Below are 17,434 nucleotides of genomic sequence, written 5' to 3'. Positions count from 1 at the left end.
GTCCCTTACCGTGGATAAGGTAATAGTAATCATATGTTTTTAAGGAAGGCGGTTATGATCGATGCCAGAAGTTATTCAGCTGGGGCTCTTACACTTGAACACTCAGCTTTTGCTCCTATTGTTATCTGGAATGTTTGCTTATGGAGTGGTGCATTTTAAAGCCAAAGAGGAAAACAAAGGGTATGCAGAAATCAATCTAGTCTGGAATGCCGCAACCCTTATCCTTTTCATATGGAAAATAAGCTATTTTTTTCTACACCCGTTATTGACGATTAAGCACCCCAGTTACCTTCTCTATTTCTCAGGAGGCACACCGGGGCTGGTTTTTGGGACGATCGCTGCTGGTTTGTATGTTTTAATTGCTCTGAGCAGAACGCATGCATCAGCATCCTCTTTATTATTCACTGGCACACTCTCCGGAACTGCCTTCTACATGTTTTACGAGGGTGTTCATGCTTTCTATGAAAAAAGCATCGTGTCCGCTGCCTTTTCCACCGTATCATGCGGGATATTTTTTGTTCTTCTTTTCATGAAAAACAAACGTGTTCACAGACTCAGCTCGCTTGTACTAGCAGCTCTTGTTTTGCTTTCTTTAGCAGGAACCGGCACTATCGAGAATAAAAAGCTTCCAGCTGCTGAAGCAGGAGTATCAGGTTTGAAAAGAGGCAACACCCCGCCTGATTTCAAACTAAACTCTTTGGACGGAAAAACGATCTCACTTTCCCAATATAAAGGAAAAACAGTGTTTCTGAACTTTTGGGCCAGCTGGTGCCCTCCGTGCCAGGCTGAGATGCCGGAGATGCAGCGGTTTTATAAAGAACATCGAAGCAAAGATGTGGTCATTCTCGCCGTGAATCTTACATCAGAAGATTCACGTGAAGCGGCCAAAACATTTGCCAAAAAGCATCACGTCACCTTCCCTGTTTTATATGATGAAAAGGGGAAGGTGGGTGGAAAGTATCATGCGTTTACCTTACCAACGACGTATGTCATAGACAAAAGCGGCACGATCGCCCAGCTTCATATTGGTCCCCTGAACGCAGACATGATGGAATCACTCATTCAATAGATCATTCACAGCTTTTTTCCAGGATAATCTTTGGCTCTCCCTTGCTGTCGGTACACGTCCTAAATTATATCAAAACCACATTCTGTTCATAGCCCATCTTAAATCCAGCCAGCTCTCCATTCCGTGAAACGGCAAGGATGGAGAGATTTTTCTTGCCCTCAAACCCCGCGAACAATATTTTTCGGTCCTGTCCAAAAATATCTTCATAGAGCTGATGCAGTTCTTCATGATGGACGGCTTCAGATTCCGATATAAAATGATATAAAAAAGGGGCTGTCCAGAAAGTCGAAAATTGACCTTCAGGCAGCCCCTTTTTGGCTTGAAAAATCTTCAATGAAAAGTTGATTTAAGTGGAAGATGCGAGACTCCTCGAAAATGAATTTCACATTTTCTTCGTGCGATATAACGCTGCCGAAGCCTTCCTTGTCCTGCGGGACTAGAGTGACAAGTGAGACTCCCGTCGGTGCTTGCACCAAAAAGTAGGCGTTCACGCCGGTAAGGCTCACCGCACGCCCCGCGAAAGTAGGAGCTCGCGCCGGTAAAAGCGAGCAGCCTGGAACGGAAATCAACAGCTTACAGACTTCTTGGACAGCCCATTTTTCTCAGCAAAATTTAATGTTTTCTGCGCAGCCTTTTAACTTTTACAAATTGAGATACGAATTTTTCCACTTCTAAATCCCGGCATAATAAATAAAACCGGTGATGGTGTCCGTCCTTCATTTCAGACAGATGGCAATCCAGGTGTTCGTCCAATTCGTCCCGTGAAACGTTGACTGTATATTTTTTACCATGGTTCGGAATTTCGATGGTTACATGATTAAGGAAATGGAGTTCTTTCAGCAAATAAACCGTGGAATCAAGGAGTAGTTGGTACACTGCTTCTTCAGTGCCTAAGTAGTGTAAGTAGTCTTCCTTCCCGAGTGCAGAATGAGGTACTAGCCTGCGATAGGATGCATAATCACCATAATAATAGATACTGGCTTTATCATCATGCAGCTCATAGTGCTTTACAAATGCACTTCCTTTTAACCGGGAAACTGTAGTGCGAAAACGGTAAGCGTCTCTTGTTGCAAGAAGTTCTGTGTTGCTGCTGGCTTGGGATGCAGAATGTTGACCGATGGTGCTATCGTCCATGAGATGGCCTACTTTGAATGTATCTCTTACAAAAAATATAGAAAAAGATTTTCGATTCAAGTTTCTTCCCTCCTGCTTACCGAGTTGTCTTGTTTCTAGTATACTCCTTGCGCAATAAAAACCCAAGAGCCGAAAGCACGACAAAATTCAACTTTTTTCCCGCTCCCGGCCTTCCATTTCTTCTTTCGTATAAATGATTTGCATGGGATTTCCGCCGACAAAGGCCCCTGCGGGTACGTCTTTATGAACGAGTGTGCCTGCAGAAACAACTGCACCATGTCCAATCGTGACCCCTGGAAGGATCGTGCTGTTTGCACCGATCATCACTTCATCCCCGATGGTCACATCACCAAGCCGGTACTCCCGGATCAAGTATTCATGTGCGAGAATCGTCGTGTTATAACCGATGACCGTATTTCGGCCAATCGAAATCCGCTCGGGAAACATGATATCCATCATCACCATAAGGGCGACCGCTGTATCTTCTCCTACCTTCATCCCGAGAAAAGTTCGGTAGATCCAGTTTTTCACGGGCAGAAAGGGAGTATAGCGCGATACCTGGATGGCAGCAAAATTCTTTGCCACCTTCCAAAAAGGCACCGTGGCATAGACCTGGTAAAGCGAATTTTTGCCTTGAACAGGGTACCGTTCCGTTTTTCTCACTTTATTTCTCTCCTAAAATGGCCAGCAGGTCCGTCATTTCATCCAGCATATAATCTGGTGAAAACTCCTCAAGATACTCACGGCCACGGATGGTCCAGGCCACTCCTGCTGTTTTTGTCCCCGCATTTTTTCCTGACAGAATATCATACTTGCTGTCACCAATCATAATAGCTTCCTCGGGCTTGGCATTCAGTAGAGCCAGTGCTTTTTCCACAGGTTCCGCATCAGGCTTGGCCCTCTCCACATCATCGAGCGTAACGATCGTATCAAAATAGCAGTCAAGACCGGCAAGTTTAAGCCCCAGGTTAACGGAACGTCTCATCTTTGTGGTCACGATGCCAAGTTTGTAGCCGTTTTTATGCAGCGTCTCGATCGTTTCAATCACCCCTTCAAACTCTGTAACGAGTTCATCATGGTGAGAAAGGTTATGGTCTTTGTACGTTTCAATGAGCTCTTTGACTTGGTTCTTGTCAAAGTGCTCCATCGTTTCGGTCAGGGGCATCCCCATCAGAGGAATAATATGTTCGCGATTGTATTGTTCAGGGAAAAACTTATCAAGCGTATGAAGATAGGAGGCAATGATTAGTTCGTTCGTGTTGATAAGCGTTCCGTCTAAATCAAATAAAGCCGTATTGATTTTCATAGCATGAGAGTCCTTTCGTGTTTGTTCTGTCTGGCTTTTACTTAAAGGGCAGCCGAGAGGGCTTACCCTTCCAGGTAGCGCTTCTCAGACAGTCCCGCTTTGCGGCGGTAGATGATTAAAATGATTGACACGGCGATCAGGACGAGAGAGATCACTTGAGCGATCCTTAATGTTGAGGTGAGCATCAAGCTGTCCGTCCGCAGTCCTTCAACAAAAAATCTTCCGATCGAATACCAGATGACATAGCTGAAAAACAGCTCACCCCGTTTGAGATTAGCTTTTCTTAACAACATCAGGATCACAAATCCCGCCAAGTCCCAAAGTGATTCATATAAGAAAGTAGGGTGATAGTACGTTCCATTAATGTACATTTGATTCACGATAAAGTCGGGTAGGTGCAGGGTGTTTTCCAAAAAGCTGCGGCTGACGGGGCCTCCGTGTGCTTCCTGATTCATAAAATTGCCCCAGCGTCCGATTCCCTGGCCGAGTATGATACTGGGAGCCGCGATGTCCGCCAGTTTCCAGAACGAAATGCCACGGATTTTTGAAAAAATAAAAGCGGTTAAAAAAGAACCGATGAGCGCCCCATGGATGGCGATGCCGCCTTCCCAGATGGCAATAATTTTTTCGGGATGCTTACTGTAGAAATCCCATTCAAACGCAACATAATATATCCGTGCACAGATAATGGCGATCGGCACTGCCCACATAACAACGTCCACGAACATATCTTTCCCAAGCCCGCGGCGTTCAGACTCCCTGACGGCAATCCAAAGCCCGAGCAAAGCTCCAAGCCCGATAATAACCCCATACCAATAGACGGTAATGGGGCCTAGTTCAAATGCAACCCGGTCAATCGGATGAATACTAGCGTCCACGATTCACACTTCCTTCTATCTATCTTTTTCTATGATTTAGGCTGTTTCCGTAAAATTTGTTGCCCTTGGTAGTAGTTGATTTCCGTTTCAGGATGCTCGCTTTTACCGGCGTAAACGCCTACTTTCGCGGGGCGGGCGGTGAGCCTTACCGCCGCAAGCGCCTGTGGGTCTCACCTTTCCCGCTTCTCCTAGCCGTAGTCTCGCCCCTTGCACTCCAATCAACTTATCAAAGAAGATTCTTTACTAAATCGTCCCAAAGCAAAAATCATTTAGAAAAGAGCCATGATTTATAAATCTTCTTCATCGCCAGACGCAATAGCATCTGTCAGTCTGTCGTTAAACTGCTTGGCAGCATTCATACCCATTCGTTTCAGGCGGAAGTTCATCGCAGCCACTTCTATAATGACAGCAAGGTTACGTCCCGGACGGACGGGCACCGTTAAAATCGGCACCTCAGCGTCCAGAATTGGCATGGTCTCTTCTTCAAGTCCAAGACGGTCGTATACCTTTTTGGAATCCCAGGTTTCCAGGTTGATAATGAGAGAAATCTTTTTATAGTTTCGAATCGCTCCCGCACCAAACAGCGTCATGACGTTGATGATACCGAGACCTCGGATCTCCAGCAGATGCTGGATCAGTTCTGGCGCACTTCCGACGAGAGTCTCTTCATCTTCCTGGCGGATTTCTACAGAATCATCCGCAACCAGACGATGTCCCCGTTTCACTAGCTCCAGCGCAGTTTCACTTTTTCCTACCCCGCTGTCTCCTTTAATGAGCACTCCGATTCCATATATATCAACCAATACACCATGAACAGCAGTCATTGGTGCTAGGCGGCTTTCCAAATAATTGGTCAGTCTGCTCGACAGGCGGGTAGTGGTCATTTTCGTCCGCATGATCGGCACGCCTGTCCCATGAGAGGCAATCAGCAGCTCTTTAGGCACTTCCATTTCCCTTGAGATAATAATGCCCGGTGTTTCATCCGTACACAGCTGTTCCATCCGCTCTATGCGAATTTGAGAAGGCAGCTCGCTGATAAAAGAAAGTTCTGTTTTTCCAAGAAGCTGAAGCCGTTCAGCAGGATAATAAGTAAAATACCCAGCCATCTCAAGTCCCGGACGGGAAATATCACTGGTCGTAATCGTGCGGTGCACACCTTCTTCCCCGCTGACCAGTTCAAGCTGAAATTTATCGATCAACTCTTTTGTATGTACTTTCGCCATGGTTTCCTCCTATTTTTCTTCCATTCAACTATTATTGTACACTAAGGGCAATAAGGTAACAAAATTCATTTTTCAAAAATATTCATATCCTTGCCATCCTGTAGCCCTAGTGTCTGCTATTATCCTGAAGCATAAATACGAGTACGGCTTCCGTTAAAGAACACCGTTTTTTCATAGGCCATGCCGATTTTTTTTTGCCACAGCAATGGACGCAGTATTCTTGGGATGAATAAGAGAGATCATCCTTCCATACTTCAGCTGAATCTTTCCGTAGGACATGAAAAAGGCAGCTGCTTCTGATGCAAACCCCTTCCCCCAAAAAGGTTTTGCGAGCCAATAGCCGATCTCCGTCTCTCTTCTCCCCTCCACAATCTGCCGGACCAGGCCAGCGTGCCCGATAGGCTCCCCTGTCTCTTTATGCAGTATGATATAAAGGCCCAAACCATTTTTGTAGCCTGGAAGGATCCAATTCTCTAAACTTTTCGTGGCTTCCTTTTTTGTTTTTGTTAACCCTTTCCCTATGTATTGAACAACATCAGATTGTCCCCATAGAGAAGCATAAAACTCCAAATCCTCCATCGAATACTCCCTAAACTGCAGCCTTTCAGATTCCATTTTTCGCCTCCTTCTGTTTGCTGTAAGCAAACTTGGTGCCTTGGTGCCTGGCACCGAACAAAACTAAATCACCCCATTGCAAAGGTGCCTGGCACCAAACCTCCTCGATTTAACTACCAAAAAAGCGCCCCTATCTGGAACGCTTCTTTTTTTGCATAGGTTCAATTATAAAATTTTGAATCAACAGGTTTAATACTGAGATAATGATCGCTGCCAAAAAGGCGGCGCCAAATCCGTCGATATTAAACTGATCTCCCATGACTTTCGCTGTCAGCATAAGCAGAATGGCGTTGATCACGATAAGAAACAGACCGAAAGACAATACGGTGACGGGGAGCGTCAGCAGGATCAGTATGGGCTTGATAAATAAGTTGAAAATGGAAAGGATGATGCTGGCTAAAAAAGCAGCACCGACCCCTTCCAGGTGAAAAGGCGGATAATAGCCTGCAACCACCATAAGAACTACAGTGTTCACAAGTAAAGAGATTAACCAGTTAAACATTTAGTGCACTTCACTTTCTTCAGGAATGATAAATATGGCAATCAAATAGCCGATAACAACAGGGGCTATAGCTGTCGCGATAAGGGCAACAATAACGATCAGACGAACAATTACAGGATCAATGGCGAAATAGTCCGCAATGCCCCCGCAGACACCGGCTAATTTCCGGTCACTAGAACGAACAAGTCTTTTCATGATGTCACTCCTTATTTAACCTTCAGGATGGCAATGGAGCCTGTCTTGGCTTCCGCTTCCATACGGTAAGCCGGTTCGTTTCCTTTATTAGCAATAAAACGAAGAAACTTCTTGGTTACTTCCTTTTTTTGCTCCAAGACTTCCATTCCGTCAAAATCACTGACAAGACCGCCAACATAGGTTTTTAAACTAGCCTCTACTTCCAGTGATTCAGGTAATTCTGCTTCTATTTTACCCGTGACAGTTTTTAATGATGCATACCCTGTCGCCGGAGTGTCTAAACGATAATAAATGGAGCCGTTGATCGTTTCGATTCGAATGTCATCCACCTGCCCGTTCAGCCGCACGGGACCGTTCATCGTCTCGGCGATCAGCTCTTTCCATTGGCTTTCCTTTAAGGTGATGCTGCCGTTTGACGCTTCGGCCTTCAGCTTCTCTCCACTGCAATTATTGACGAAAAGTGAGCCGATCGTGGTCTTTAAGGCCATCTGCCGGCCTTCACAATCACCGATCTTAATTCCGCCGTTGAACGTGACGAGCTTTACCTCCTGATAGTTTTTCCGCGGTACAGAGATGACCGCATTCACTTTCTGATGTTTATTTCTTGCATAAAAGCGAAGGCGAGTCGCATCACAATCATAAAACGTTTCGTTGCGGAACTTTGTTTTTGCTGCTGTCCCTTCAGGAATCTTGTAAACTTCCGCCTCACATTCAATCTGGACGTCATTCCTGTCCCATGGAACAATCGTAATAGATCCATTATAAATCTCGATATCTATGGCTTCAAACATGACATGCCGGTCTTCAAAAATGTAGTGAACGTCCTCATGCGGGCCAAAATTCAGATCAAAATCAACCGTCTTGATCCGCTTAACGACCCTGTTGAAGAATTTGCCCATTTTAAAGCCCTTAGAAGGATCCTTTTTTGTATCCTTTGGTTTTTTAGTCAAAGTCCCGGATGGCAGCGCAAACGCTTTTTTATGGTTAACAGCAAGCAATAGCTTTTCAGCTTCCTCTGCTGAAATCTTGCCTTCATTAAGCATGTTTAAAATCATTTTTCGCTCTTCCATGTGAAATTGACGCCCCCTTCAATGTTTTAAAAACCGGCGCCGGCTGATTCTAGGCTGCTGTCTTCTGTTCCGGTCAATGGATGCTGAACTGCATCTATCGGGTAAAAACTTTAATTCCCTGAATAATATTCCACACCATCACGGCAAACGAAGTAAGGCCGAATAGAATAACACTGATAATAATAGCCGTCATGTTGAATTCCGTTTCAGCTGAAATGATAATCCCGAGCGGTATAGCAATGAGTGGAAAAAGGTGCGATAAAAATGAGCGTTTGGCATGGTAGGTAATACCATGGTCCTGCACAGCGAAATAAACCACTGCCGGGAAAAGAAAAGGTGCAAAAAACAGACTGAAATAACAAATGGCCGATAAAATACGCTTTACTTTTGGATTCATGCTGTGTTTCCTCCTGAACTATAGAACAATGAAAAGGACTACTTCTTGTAATTCTACTTAAGAAATATACATCCTTTAAAAATTCACATGTCGATTTGTTTTTCTCCCTTATTATAGGCTATCTTAGATGAGGATACTTCTTTTTTGGCATCCAGACCTTCCCTACCCATTCTTGTAAGGGAAATCATATTGGAGGATAACATGTTTTCAACCCAAAAAGCGATAAAATCTTTCTTTACTTTTTTAACGATACTTATGCTGGCCGGAATCATATTTGGAGCCCTGGGCGATTCCAGCGCCGATTATTCTGCAGGAGAAAGGCTCATCGCGGCTATTGTAGGTAGCCTGATCGTCCTGTTAATAAACTTTCTTATATACAAGCTATTACTTTTCCTAAAAAAATAGAAGAGCTCTGCGATTTATTTTATCGCAGGCTCTTAAATTTAAAGTGCCAGGCACCACCATTACACACTTGTGTAATCGCGGTGCCTGGCACTCGCTGTGAAAAGATTTATTTAGCCACTGATTCTTTTTGTTTCAGAATAGCGTCCATTCGCTTCTTATCGCGTTTGATGATCGGAGCAAGATAGCGGCCGGTATGTGATTCAGGTATGCCAGCCAGTTTCTCCGGCGTCCCTGCACCGACGAGTGTTCCGCCTTTGTCTCCGCCTTCAGGACCAAGGTCGATCAAATAGTCACACTGCTTGATGACATCAAGATTGTGTTCAATGACTACAACTGAATCTCCATTATCGACTAAGCGCTGCAGCACCTTTAACAAACGGGAGATATCATCCACATGAAGGCCGGTTGTCGGCTCATCCAGAATGTAGATCGTTTTTCCGGTAGAGCGCTTATGAAGCTGGGATGCCAGTTTCACCCGCTGTGCTTCTCCTCCGGAAAGGGTAGTTGCCGACTGGCCAAGCTTGATATAGCCTAGACCAACATCTAAAATAGTAGCCAGCTTACGGTTAATCTTAGGAATGTTGGCAAAGAAATCTACACTTTCCTCAACCGTCATATCTAGAATATCCGCAATGTTCTTCCCTTTATACTTCACTTCAAGCGTTTCACGGTTGTACCGTTTTCCGTGGCATACTTCGCAAGGCACGTACACATCAGGAAGGAAATGCATCTCGATCTTGATGATCCCGTCTCCACGGCATGCTTCACAGCGGCCGCCTTTTACATTAAAGCTGAATCGGCCTTTTTTGTAGCCTCTGACCTTCGCTTCGTTGGTGGAGGCAAAGACATCCCGGATATCATCAAAAACACCTGTATAGGTAGCCGGATTGGAACGCGGTGTTCTTCCGATAGGCGACTGATCGATGTCAATGACTTTGTCCACATGTTCCAAGCCTTTAATTTCTTTATGAGCTCCTGGTTTATCCTTGGCTTTATGAAGCTTTTGAGCCAATGCTTTATGCAGGATTTCATTAACGAGCGTACTTTTTCCGGAACCGGAAACACCTGTTACCCCTGTAAAAAGTCCAAGAGGAATCTTTACCTTTACATTTTTCAGGTTGTTTTCGGAAGCTCCGATGACTTCAATGTTTCGGCCGTCCGGCTTTCTTCTCGCCTTTGGAAGAGGGATGAACTTTTTACCGGAAAGATACTGCCCGGTAAGAGAGTTCGGATCATCCATGATTTCATTCGGAGAGCCTTGGGCAGTAATGACGCCTCCATGAGCTCCAGCACCAGGGCCGATATCAATAATATAATCAGCGGCCAGCATCGTGTCCTCATCGTGTTCAACGACGATCAGTGTATTACCAAGGCTGCGCATCTCTTCAAGCGTGCGGATCAGCCGGTCGTTGTCCCGCTGATGAAGTCCGATAGAAGGCTCGTCCAAGATATACAGAACACCCATCAGCCTTGAACCGACCTGTGTTGCCAGACGGATACGCTGGGCTTCTCCTCCAGATAACGTTCCAGCTGCACGGTTTAGTGACAAATAATCCAGGCCGACGTTAACAAGGAACCCGATCCGATCAACGATCTCACGTAAAATCAAGCGTGCGATCGCCTGCTCTTTTTCCGTCAGATCAAGATTTTCAAAGAATTCTTTCGCTTCTGTCACGGATAGAGCCGTGGCTTCACCGATATGCTGGCCGTTAATGAGAACAGCCTGCGATTCTTTTTTTAGACGGTAGCCTTTGCAGGCAGGGCAGGCTTTCTGGCCCATATACCCTTCCATCTGTTCCCGGATGTAATCAGAACCTGTTTCTTTATAGCGGCGTTCAACATTAGCCAGAACGCCTTCAAAATAAATATCATTCGTTTTAATTTGTCCAAAATCATTTTTATAACGGAAACGGATTCTCTCCGTGTCACTGCCATAAAGTACTTTATCCAGCTGCTCTTTAGGCAGGTCTTTAACAGGAGTGTCCATATCGATTCCAAAATGAGTGCAAACACTTTTCAGGAGCTGCGGGTAGTATTGGGAGCTTACAGGTGTCCATGGGGCAATCGCGTTCTCATTTAAGGACAGGCTCCAATCAGGGATGACGAGCTCCGGATCCACTTCAAGCTTCATTCCAAGGCCGTCACATGAAGGACATGCCCCGAATGGGCTGTTAAATGAAAACAGTCGCGGTTCGAGCTCACCAATTGAAAATCCGCAATACGGGCAGGCATGATTTTGGGAGAATAACAGTTCTTCTTCTCCCATGACATCGACCGTAACCGTCCCACTGGAGAGGTTCAGCGCCGTTTCGAGGGAATCAGCGAGACGGGTGGCGATTCCTTCTTTTACGACAATACGGTCGATGACCACATCAATCGAATGCTTTTTATTCTTTTCGAGCTTGATTTCATCACCGATGTCGCGCAGTTCACCATCCACTCTGACACGAACATAGCCTTGCTTTTTAATGTCTTCAAGCACTTTAACGTGTTCACCTTTGCGTCCGGAAACCACAGGTGCAAGAATCTGCAGCTTGGTACGTTCCGGATACTCGAGTATGCGGTCGACCATCTGCTCGATCGTCTGGGATGTAATCTCTATTCCGTGATTTGGGCAGACCGGACGACCGATTCGGGCAAAGAGAAGCCGAAGGTAGTCATAAATCTCTGTAACGGTCCCTACAGTCGAACGCGGGTTGCGGCTCGTCGTTTTCTGGTCGATCGAGATCGCAGGAGAAAGGCCTTCAATCGAGTCGACATCCGGCTTATCCATTTGGCCAAGAAATTGGCGCGCATAAGCAGACAAAGATTCAACATAGCGCCTTTGCCCTTCTGCATAAATGGTATCAAAAGCAAGTGAGGACTTGCCTGATCCTGATAGACCGGTCAATACGACCAGTTTATCCCTTGGAATCGTAATATCTATATTCTTTAAATTATGGGCGCGTGCACCCTTTACAATAATGTTTTGGTTTGTAGACAACTACAATCACCTTACCCTTCAGCCTTAAGCTCAAGAATCATATCACGAAGCTCTGCGGCGCGCTCAAACTGCAGATTTCTTGCTGCATCTTTCATTTCAACTTCGAGGCGTTCAACAAATGCTTCGCGGTCTTTCTTGCTCATTTTTTGTTTTGGTGCTTTAGATGTATACTCCTCGGCTTCTTCAGCGGCTTGAGTGGCACTTATGACATCGTGCACTGCTTTTTTAATCGTTTGCGGCGTGATCCCGTGCTCCTCGTTATACTGCATCTGAACATTCCGGCGCCTCTGTGTTTCTCCGATGGCAATCTCCATGGATTTCGTAATACGGTCGGCATACATGATGACGTGGCCATTGCTGTTACGCGCTGCACGGCCCATCGTCTGGATGAGAGACCTTTCTGAACGAAGGAACCCTTCCTTATCGGCATCCAGGATCGTAACCAAAGATACCTCAGGAATGTCCAAGCCTTCCCGCAGGAGATTGATCCCAACCAGCACGTCAAACACACCGAGCCTGAGATCTCTGATGATCTGAATCCGCTCCAGCGTTTTGATCTCGGAATGGAGGTATCTTACCTTTATACCCATTTCCTGCAGATAATCTGTCAGATCCTCGGACATTTTTTTCGTGAGCGTTGTTACGAGCACCCGTTCTTTCTTCGCCACACGATCATTGATTTCCCCGAGAAGGTCATCAATCTGCCCTTTGCTTTTCCTCACTTCGATGGTCGGATCAAGCAATCCTGTCGGGCGGATGATCTGCTGGATCGGTTCAGGGGCATGCTCCGCTTCATAAGGTCCTGGGGTCGCGGAAACGTATATATGCTGAAACTTATCTTTTCCTTCAAATTCATCAAACGTGAGCGGACGGTTGTCCTTGGCTGACGGCAGACGGAAGCCGTGCTCCACCAGTACATTCTTTCTTGCCTGGTCTCCGTTATACATTCCACGAATCTGCGGCAATGTAACATGGGACTCATCAATGACGATCATTGAATCATCAGGAAAATAATCAAGGAGAGTATACGGTGTAGACCCAATCGGGCGAAGCGTAAGGTGCAGGGAATAGTTTTCAATTCCTGAGCAGAAGCCCATCTCGCTCATCATTTCAATATCATAGCGCGTACGCTGTTCAAGGCGCTGGGCTTCAAGCAGCTTCCCTGCATCATTCAGCTCCTTCAGCCTCTCTTCCAGCTCGGCTTCGATCCGCTGAATGGCCAGTTTCATTTTTTCTTCACGTGTTACGAAGTGGGATGCCGGGAAAATGGCAACATGGTTCCGTTCGCCGACAATTTCTCCAGTAAGGGCGTCCACCTCGGTAATCCGGTCAATCTCATCACCAAAGAACTCTACTCTGAGACAGCGTTCATCACGTGAAGCCGGGAAGATCTCCACAACATCTCCACGCACGCGGAAAGTACCGCGTGTGAAATTGATATCATTTCGGTTGTACTGGATATCTACCAAATCACGCAGAAGCTGATCCCTGTCTCTTTCCATGCCTGTACGCAAGGAAATAACCAGGCTTTTGTACTCTTCCGGTGAACCAAGCCCATAGATGCAGGAAACACTGGAAACGATGATAACGTCCTTCCGTTCAAATAACGAAGAGGTGGCACTGTGTCTGAGTTTATCAATTTCGTCGTTGATGCTCGCATCTTTTTCAATGAACGTATCGGACTGCGGGATATATGCTTCCGGCTGATAGTAATCGTAGTAGCTCACAAAGTATTCAACCGCGTTATTCGGAAAGAATTCTTTGAACTCACTGTACAGCTGTCCAGCCAATGTTTTGTTATGGGCGATAACCAGCGTTGGTTTATTCACCTCTTTTATGACATTTGAAACCGTAAATGTCTTACCTGTACCTGTGGCGCCAAGCAGTGTCATTTTTTGCTTCTTCTCTTTGATTCCCTGAACCAGCTTGCGGATCGCTTTAGGCTGGTCTCCCTGCGGTTCGTAAGAAGAAACGAGCTGAAAAGACTCACTCATTTCACAACCTCCGTTCCTAAATTTTGCTAATAAGATTATAACACAGCTGACCTGTGAAACTCTAATTTTTGCGAACAAATATTCGTGCGTTAAATGCTGGAAAAAACATTTAAGTCTGTAAAATGTCTTTTCTTTACTTCTTCTTTTGGTGTACACTTTGAATGTTGCACAGAACGTCAAAAGGAGAATGCATCATGGATTTGCTCTATATTTTCCTGGGTCTTGCTGTTGGGATTATTTCTGGGTTTTTCGGACTTGGGGGAGGCTTTATTTTAACCCCTGTTTTAATATTGTTTGGCTATGAGCCGGTTACCGCGATCGCGACCAGTCTCATGTATTCGATCGGGACGAGTGTTTCAGGGGTATTTGCTCATCTTCGCATGAAGAATATCTATTGGAAAACAGCCATCACCCTTGGCTTGTCAGGAGTACTTGCCACACAGGCTGCACACCCTGCTGTCATGTGGCTTAGCGAAAAGCATTGGGATAAAATTGTAATACCGGCCTTATACATCATACTGATGGGATACTTTGCTGTTCAGCTGCTCAGGAAAAAGAAAAATACAATTACTGCTGAGATGCCTGCGGAAAATGACTTTTCAATGACGAAAGCGCTGATGATTGGGTTTACTGGCGGATTTCTTTCGACTACCCTTGGAGTCGGCGGCGGCTTTGTCATGGTTCCACTGATGATTTCCGTATTAAAACTTGAACCAAGAAAAGCAGTTGGGACAAGCCTTGTCAGTGTTTTTGCCATTGTTTCAGCAGGGTTCCTGACCTATGCACAATCGATCACACTGAACTATCACATCGGCATCTTTTTAATCATCGGCGCATTGATCGGCGCTCAGCTGGGGGCCAGACTAACCTCGCTCTATCAAAATCATCAAATGGAAACGTATCTCGGCGGAATCTATGCCGCAACAATCGTATCCGTCTTTCTGCAGCTTTTACACTTCGGCCATATCGGCCTCGGCGTTGTTTCGGTCTATATTATCATACTGCTCCTTGTTTTTTTAAAGGATTCAGCTCGCTACTCTCGAAAAAAAGCGTCCGCCCCTTCTTGAGGCGAACGCTTTTATTTCATTTTACGCGCTTGTTTTTTATGGATGTTTAAACCGAGCCAATATCCGGCCAATACAGAACATAGTGCTGTTGCCTGAAGATACAGCGGCTGATTCAGGCCATCGAACGCAAACAGCAAAATTAGCAATGTAATCATGACAGGCAGATACTTTGAAAAGAGCACCCGGTTAAAAAGAAGCTGTAAAACAATCGGCAAAAGCGCTGCCAGTAACACCTCAACCATACGTGCATACCCCTATCTGTTCAAATACTTCCTCATTCACTATACCACATCATTTAAAGCATAAAAAAACCAAAACCGTTATGGCTCTGGCTTAAAAAAGGGGGGGGTTGCTTCAAAATGCTTTTACCCTTCACAGAACAAAATCAAACCTAAACCCTTTATAATTTTTTGAAATAGGTTTTAAAGTATAACCATTGCGGGAATTTACAGAATATCCCCTTAAATTCCCGCTTTAAAATTGAGGAGGTTTGCCTATGAATACTCGCAGAGTTATTGGCATTTACCCATCAGAGAAAAAAGTATTAAACAAGCTGAAACTATTAAAAAAAGACGGAATGGACACGAAGCATATGATGATTGTAGGACCTTACGAAACATGCAAGCTCCCGCCCTCTGAAAAAAACATCCACCAAAAACTGATCAAGATTGGTGTATCTGAAAGCGAGGCCAAGTTATACTCGGCTGTCCTCGATCAAGGACAGTACATTTTACTGAACACTGTGATCCAGCAGGAATATCTGGCCTAGAAAATAAAAAAAGCATAATGCCTCAACTCCTTCATAGATTAATATGAAGAGGGGGCACATAAGAAATGAATGAATCCGATCAGGCTAAAGCACTGAACCAACTGCTTGAAATCATCCATTATAAAGGCAATAAGAGAAGGCTGCCGTTTTTGCTTATGCAGCAAAAGAAGCGGAAACTGCCATACAAAACCCTGCATCCTTGACGCAGGGTTTTATCATGTGATCAGTTCAATACCGTTAAAATATCCTTGGGATGGAAAACCATAAAATCCGGTTTTTCCTTTTCTGCAGCTTCCCTTGCGTCATAGCCCCAGCCTACCCAGATGATTTTAATGCCGCATTTTCTGCAGGCGGCAATATCTCTGGCTTCATCACCGACATAGATCACTTCTTCCTTGGCCATTCCGTTCTTTTTAAGATAGCTTTTAATATGGCGATCCTTACCAAAAAGCCGGTTGGAGCAAATGATTTCTTCCATATGATGGAGGCGGTTTCGGGATAGAAAAGCTTCAACATTCTTTTTCGAATTGGAAGATATTATGGCCGACCTGTATCCCCTGCTGTTTACTTCTGATAAAAGTTCAGCCATGCCAGGTACCATTGTCACATCCCCTAATGCTTGATTATAAAGCTCGTAAAATTCAGCGCTCGATGCTGGTATTTTGTGCATTGGGAAATTCAGATGTTTGATCCTTTCCATCATCGAAAGCTTCCTCAGAAACTCCATCTCTTCGACATCTACTTTCCGAAAACCATGTTTTGCTGCCAGCTGATTAAACACCGATAAGAACACGAGCCTTGAGTCAGCGAGCGTGCCATCAAAATCAAAAATAACAGACTTTATCATAAATAAGGGTTCTCCTTATCGTACGGCTTATTGTGTATTATAGAGGAGAGACATCCTGTTTGTAGTTTTTCCCACAAAAAAGGGCAAAATTTAACCGCCGGCTCCCTTTTTCTTCACGGGAATTCGGCGGCTATTTCATCATTTTTTCACTGCACCATTTAATGGCCGTGATTTCAGTACCCAAATTAAGCGTCGATTGAACATTGATGATATCCATTAATTTTTGGACCCCCGGCAAACCGGCTCCCAATCCTCCTGAACTCGTATATCCTGCTTGAAGCGCCATTTTAATGTCTTGAATACCTGGACCTTGATCAATGGCCGATACCCTGATCCCTGCCCGGTTTTCTTCTTCAATCGCTTCGACAATGATTTCACCCTCGCCTGCATAAAGGTATATGTTTCTGGCAAGCTCGGATATCACGGTTTTGATCCGGACTTGATTAACGGAATTAAAACCGATGATTCTAGCAAGTTCTTTCCCTTCTTGACGGGCAATAGAGATATCCAATTCATTTTTTATTTCAACCGTAACCTGATGATAATTCATGGTAAGCACCTCTATTCCTGTTTTATTAGTAGTGCTTACTTTCTACGGGCATACGGATTTTGTTTTATGGAATTTCAGTGAACAGATACTGGATTACTTACCCTTCATACATTTCAACAATTTAAGTATTTTTCCTTTTTATTTCAACAAAATCATTTCATTTTGAGGACATTTTACTAGAGCAGACTTACATAAACGACCATAATACTAATTTCGACATCACGTATTTATCTCCTTTAAAGAGATAAAGGATTCCAACATATTTCTATCTTATTTTACGTTCTTATTTTACGTTCCTGATTGCCGAAAAAAACGAAAAAGACCCTGTCCTGGGACAAGGTCTAAAGATCAATGGTTATTTTTTTATAATTTTCATATCCTGGCAGCTGCTCATCTGGGGTTGACTGCCCGCCTGCGGAATTGTTGTGAT

General features: G+C 44.7%; 22 protein-coding genes. 5 read left to right on the top strand and 17 right to left on the bottom strand.

Annotation, left to right across the window (positions count from 1 at the left end):
• The first annotated feature begins 61 nt into the window (after positions 1-61).
• Positions 62-1,069 (top strand): peroxiredoxin family protein, encoded by a 1,008-nt coding sequence (locus tag OKX00_RS04725; protein WP_265409627.1) that lies wholly within the window; start codon positions 62-64, stop codon positions 1,067-1,069.
• Between the two features lie 64 nt (positions 1,070-1,133).
• On the opposite strand, the gene OKX00_RS04720 is transcribed toward OKX00_RS04725, so the two are convergent.
• From OKX00_RS04720 to OKX00_RS04665, 12 genes are all read right to left on the bottom strand, one after another.
• The gene (locus OKX00_RS04720) at positions 1,134-1,403 is read right to left on the bottom strand and encodes a hypothetical protein (RefSeq protein WP_265409626.1); all 270 of its coding nucleotides are present in this window, start codon (positions 1,401-1,403) and stop codon (positions 1,134-1,136) included.
• A complete protein-coding gene (locus OKX00_RS04715; RefSeq protein WP_265409625.1) occupies positions 1,369-1,638 on the bottom strand; it encodes a hypothetical protein in 270 nt (89 codons plus the stop codon). The genes OKX00_RS04720 and OKX00_RS04715 overlap by 35 nt, the downstream gene beginning before the upstream one ends.
• A 43-nt stretch (positions 1,639-1,681) precedes the next feature.
• Positions 1,682-2,263, bottom strand: coding sequence for a hypothetical protein (locus tag OKX00_RS04710; protein ID WP_265409624.1), 582 nt, complete (start codon positions 2,261-2,263; stop codon positions 1,682-1,684).
• A gap of 87 nt (positions 2,264-2,350) precedes the next feature.
• A complete protein-coding gene (locus OKX00_RS04705) occupies positions 2,351-2,866 on the bottom strand; it encodes an acyltransferase (protein WP_265409623.1) in 516 nt (171 codons plus the stop codon).
• A gap of 1 nt (position 2,867) precedes the next feature.
• Positions 2,868-3,509 carry a pyrophosphatase PpaX gene (ppaX, locus tag OKX00_RS04700; RefSeq protein ID WP_062237938.1) on the bottom strand — a complete coding sequence of 214 codons (642 nt, stop codon included), beginning with the start codon at positions 3,507-3,509 and terminating at the stop codon, positions 2,868-2,870.
• Between the two features lie 62 nt (positions 3,510-3,571).
• Positions 3,572-4,387 carry a prolipoprotein diacylglyceryl transferase gene (lgt, locus tag OKX00_RS04695; RefSeq protein ID WP_091002960.1) on the bottom strand — a complete coding sequence of 272 codons (816 nt, stop codon included), beginning with the start codon at positions 4,385-4,387 and terminating at the stop codon, positions 3,572-3,574.
• Positions 4,388-4,674: 287 nt separating this feature from the next.
• Entirely contained in the window at positions 4,675-5,610 is a 936-nt protein-coding gene (hprK, locus tag OKX00_RS04690) for an HPr(Ser) kinase/phosphatase (protein WP_062237934.1), read from the bottom strand.
• Between the two features lie 171 nt (positions 5,611-5,781).
• On the bottom strand, positions 5,782-6,225 hold the full coding sequence (locus OKX00_RS04685) for a GNAT family N-acetyltransferase (protein WP_322114350.1): 444 nt from the start codon (positions 6,223-6,225) through the stop codon (positions 5,782-5,784).
• A gap of 130 nt (positions 6,226-6,355) precedes the next feature.
• On the bottom strand, positions 6,356-6,727 hold the full coding sequence (locus tag OKX00_RS04680; RefSeq protein WP_053357062.1) for a phage holin family protein: 372 nt from the start codon (positions 6,725-6,727) through the stop codon (positions 6,356-6,358).
• Positions 6,728-6,922 (bottom strand): PspC domain-containing protein, encoded by a 195-nt coding sequence (locus OKX00_RS04675; RefSeq protein WP_265409622.1) that lies wholly within the window; start codon positions 6,920-6,922, stop codon positions 6,728-6,730.
• Between the two features lie 11 nt (positions 6,923-6,933).
• Positions 6,934-7,992, bottom strand: coding sequence for a DUF4097 family beta strand repeat-containing protein (locus OKX00_RS04670; protein ID WP_062237928.1), 1,059 nt, complete (start codon positions 7,990-7,992; stop codon positions 6,934-6,936).
• A gap of 94 nt (positions 7,993-8,086) precedes the next feature.
• A complete protein-coding gene (locus OKX00_RS04665) occupies positions 8,087-8,389 on the bottom strand; it encodes a hypothetical protein (protein WP_265409621.1) in 303 nt (100 codons plus the stop codon).
• Positions 8,390-8,590: 201 nt separating this feature from the next.
• Here OKX00_RS04665 and OKX00_RS04660 point away from each other — a divergent pair, with 201 nt between their 5' ends.
• On the top strand, positions 8,591-8,794 hold the full coding sequence (locus tag OKX00_RS04660) for a hypothetical protein (protein WP_053357058.1): 204 nt from the start codon (positions 8,591-8,593) through the stop codon (positions 8,792-8,794).
• A 106-nt stretch (positions 8,795-8,900) separates the two neighbouring features.
• On the opposite strand, the gene uvrA is transcribed toward OKX00_RS04660, so the two are convergent.
• Together uvrA and uvrB are read right to left on the bottom strand one after the other, a co-directional pair.
• Positions 8,901-11,777 carry an excinuclease ABC subunit UvrA gene (gene uvrA, locus OKX00_RS04655; protein ID WP_416054301.1) on the bottom strand — a complete coding sequence of 959 codons (2,877 nt, stop codon included), beginning with the start codon at positions 11,775-11,777 and terminating at the stop codon, positions 8,901-8,903.
• An 11-nt stretch (positions 11,778-11,788) separates the two neighbouring features.
• A complete protein-coding gene (gene uvrB / locus OKX00_RS04650) occupies positions 11,789-13,771 on the bottom strand; it encodes an excinuclease ABC subunit UvrB (RefSeq protein WP_265409620.1) in 1,983 nt (660 codons plus the stop codon).
• Between the two features lie 194 nt (positions 13,772-13,965).
• Here uvrB and OKX00_RS04645 point away from each other — a divergent pair, with 194 nt between their 5' ends.
• Positions 13,966-14,838, top strand: coding sequence for a sulfite exporter TauE/SafE family protein (locus OKX00_RS04645; protein WP_265409619.1), 873 nt, complete (start codon positions 13,966-13,968; stop codon positions 14,836-14,838).
• A gap of 11 nt (positions 14,839-14,849) precedes the next feature.
• Here the strand turns inward: OKX00_RS04645 and OKX00_RS04640 are convergent, their stop codons facing one another.
• Positions 14,850-15,080 carry a DUF2198 family protein gene (locus tag OKX00_RS04640; RefSeq protein ID WP_062237917.1) on the bottom strand — a complete coding sequence of 77 codons (231 nt, stop codon included), beginning with the start codon at positions 15,078-15,080 and terminating at the stop codon, positions 14,850-14,852.
• Between the two features lie 254 nt (positions 15,081-15,334).
• Between OKX00_RS04640 and OKX00_RS04635 the strand changes: the two genes are divergently transcribed.
• Positions 15,335-15,607: a hypothetical protein gene (locus OKX00_RS04635; protein WP_053357053.1), complete on the top strand. Its 273-nt coding sequence runs from the start codon at positions 15,335-15,337 to the stop codon at positions 15,605-15,607.
• 65 nt (positions 15,608-15,672) lie between these two features.
• Positions 15,673-15,810, top strand: a complete 138-nt coding sequence (locus OKX00_RS04630; RefSeq protein WP_265409618.1) for a hypothetical protein — start codon at positions 15,673-15,675, stop codon at positions 15,808-15,810.
• Between the two features lie 20 nt (positions 15,811-15,830).
• Here the strand turns inward: OKX00_RS04630 and OKX00_RS04625 are convergent, their stop codons facing one another.
• Together OKX00_RS04625 and OKX00_RS04620 are read right to left on the bottom strand one after the other, a co-directional pair.
• Positions 15,831-16,454, bottom strand: coding sequence for an HAD-IA family hydrolase (locus tag OKX00_RS04625; RefSeq protein WP_265409617.1), 624 nt, complete (start codon positions 16,452-16,454; stop codon positions 15,831-15,833).
• Between the two features lie 130 nt (positions 16,455-16,584).
• Entirely contained in the window at positions 16,585-17,004 is a 420-nt protein-coding gene (locus OKX00_RS04620; protein WP_265409616.1) for an anti-sigma regulatory factor, read from the bottom strand.
• Positions 17,005-17,434: the final 430 nt, after the last annotated feature.

Source organism: Fictibacillus sp. KU28468 (genome assembly GCF_026153615.1).
GTDB lineage: Bacteria > Bacillota > Bacilli > Bacillales > Fictibacillaceae > Fictibacillus_C > Fictibacillus_C marinisediminis.
This window is presented reverse-complemented; position numbering and strand designations above follow the sequence as displayed.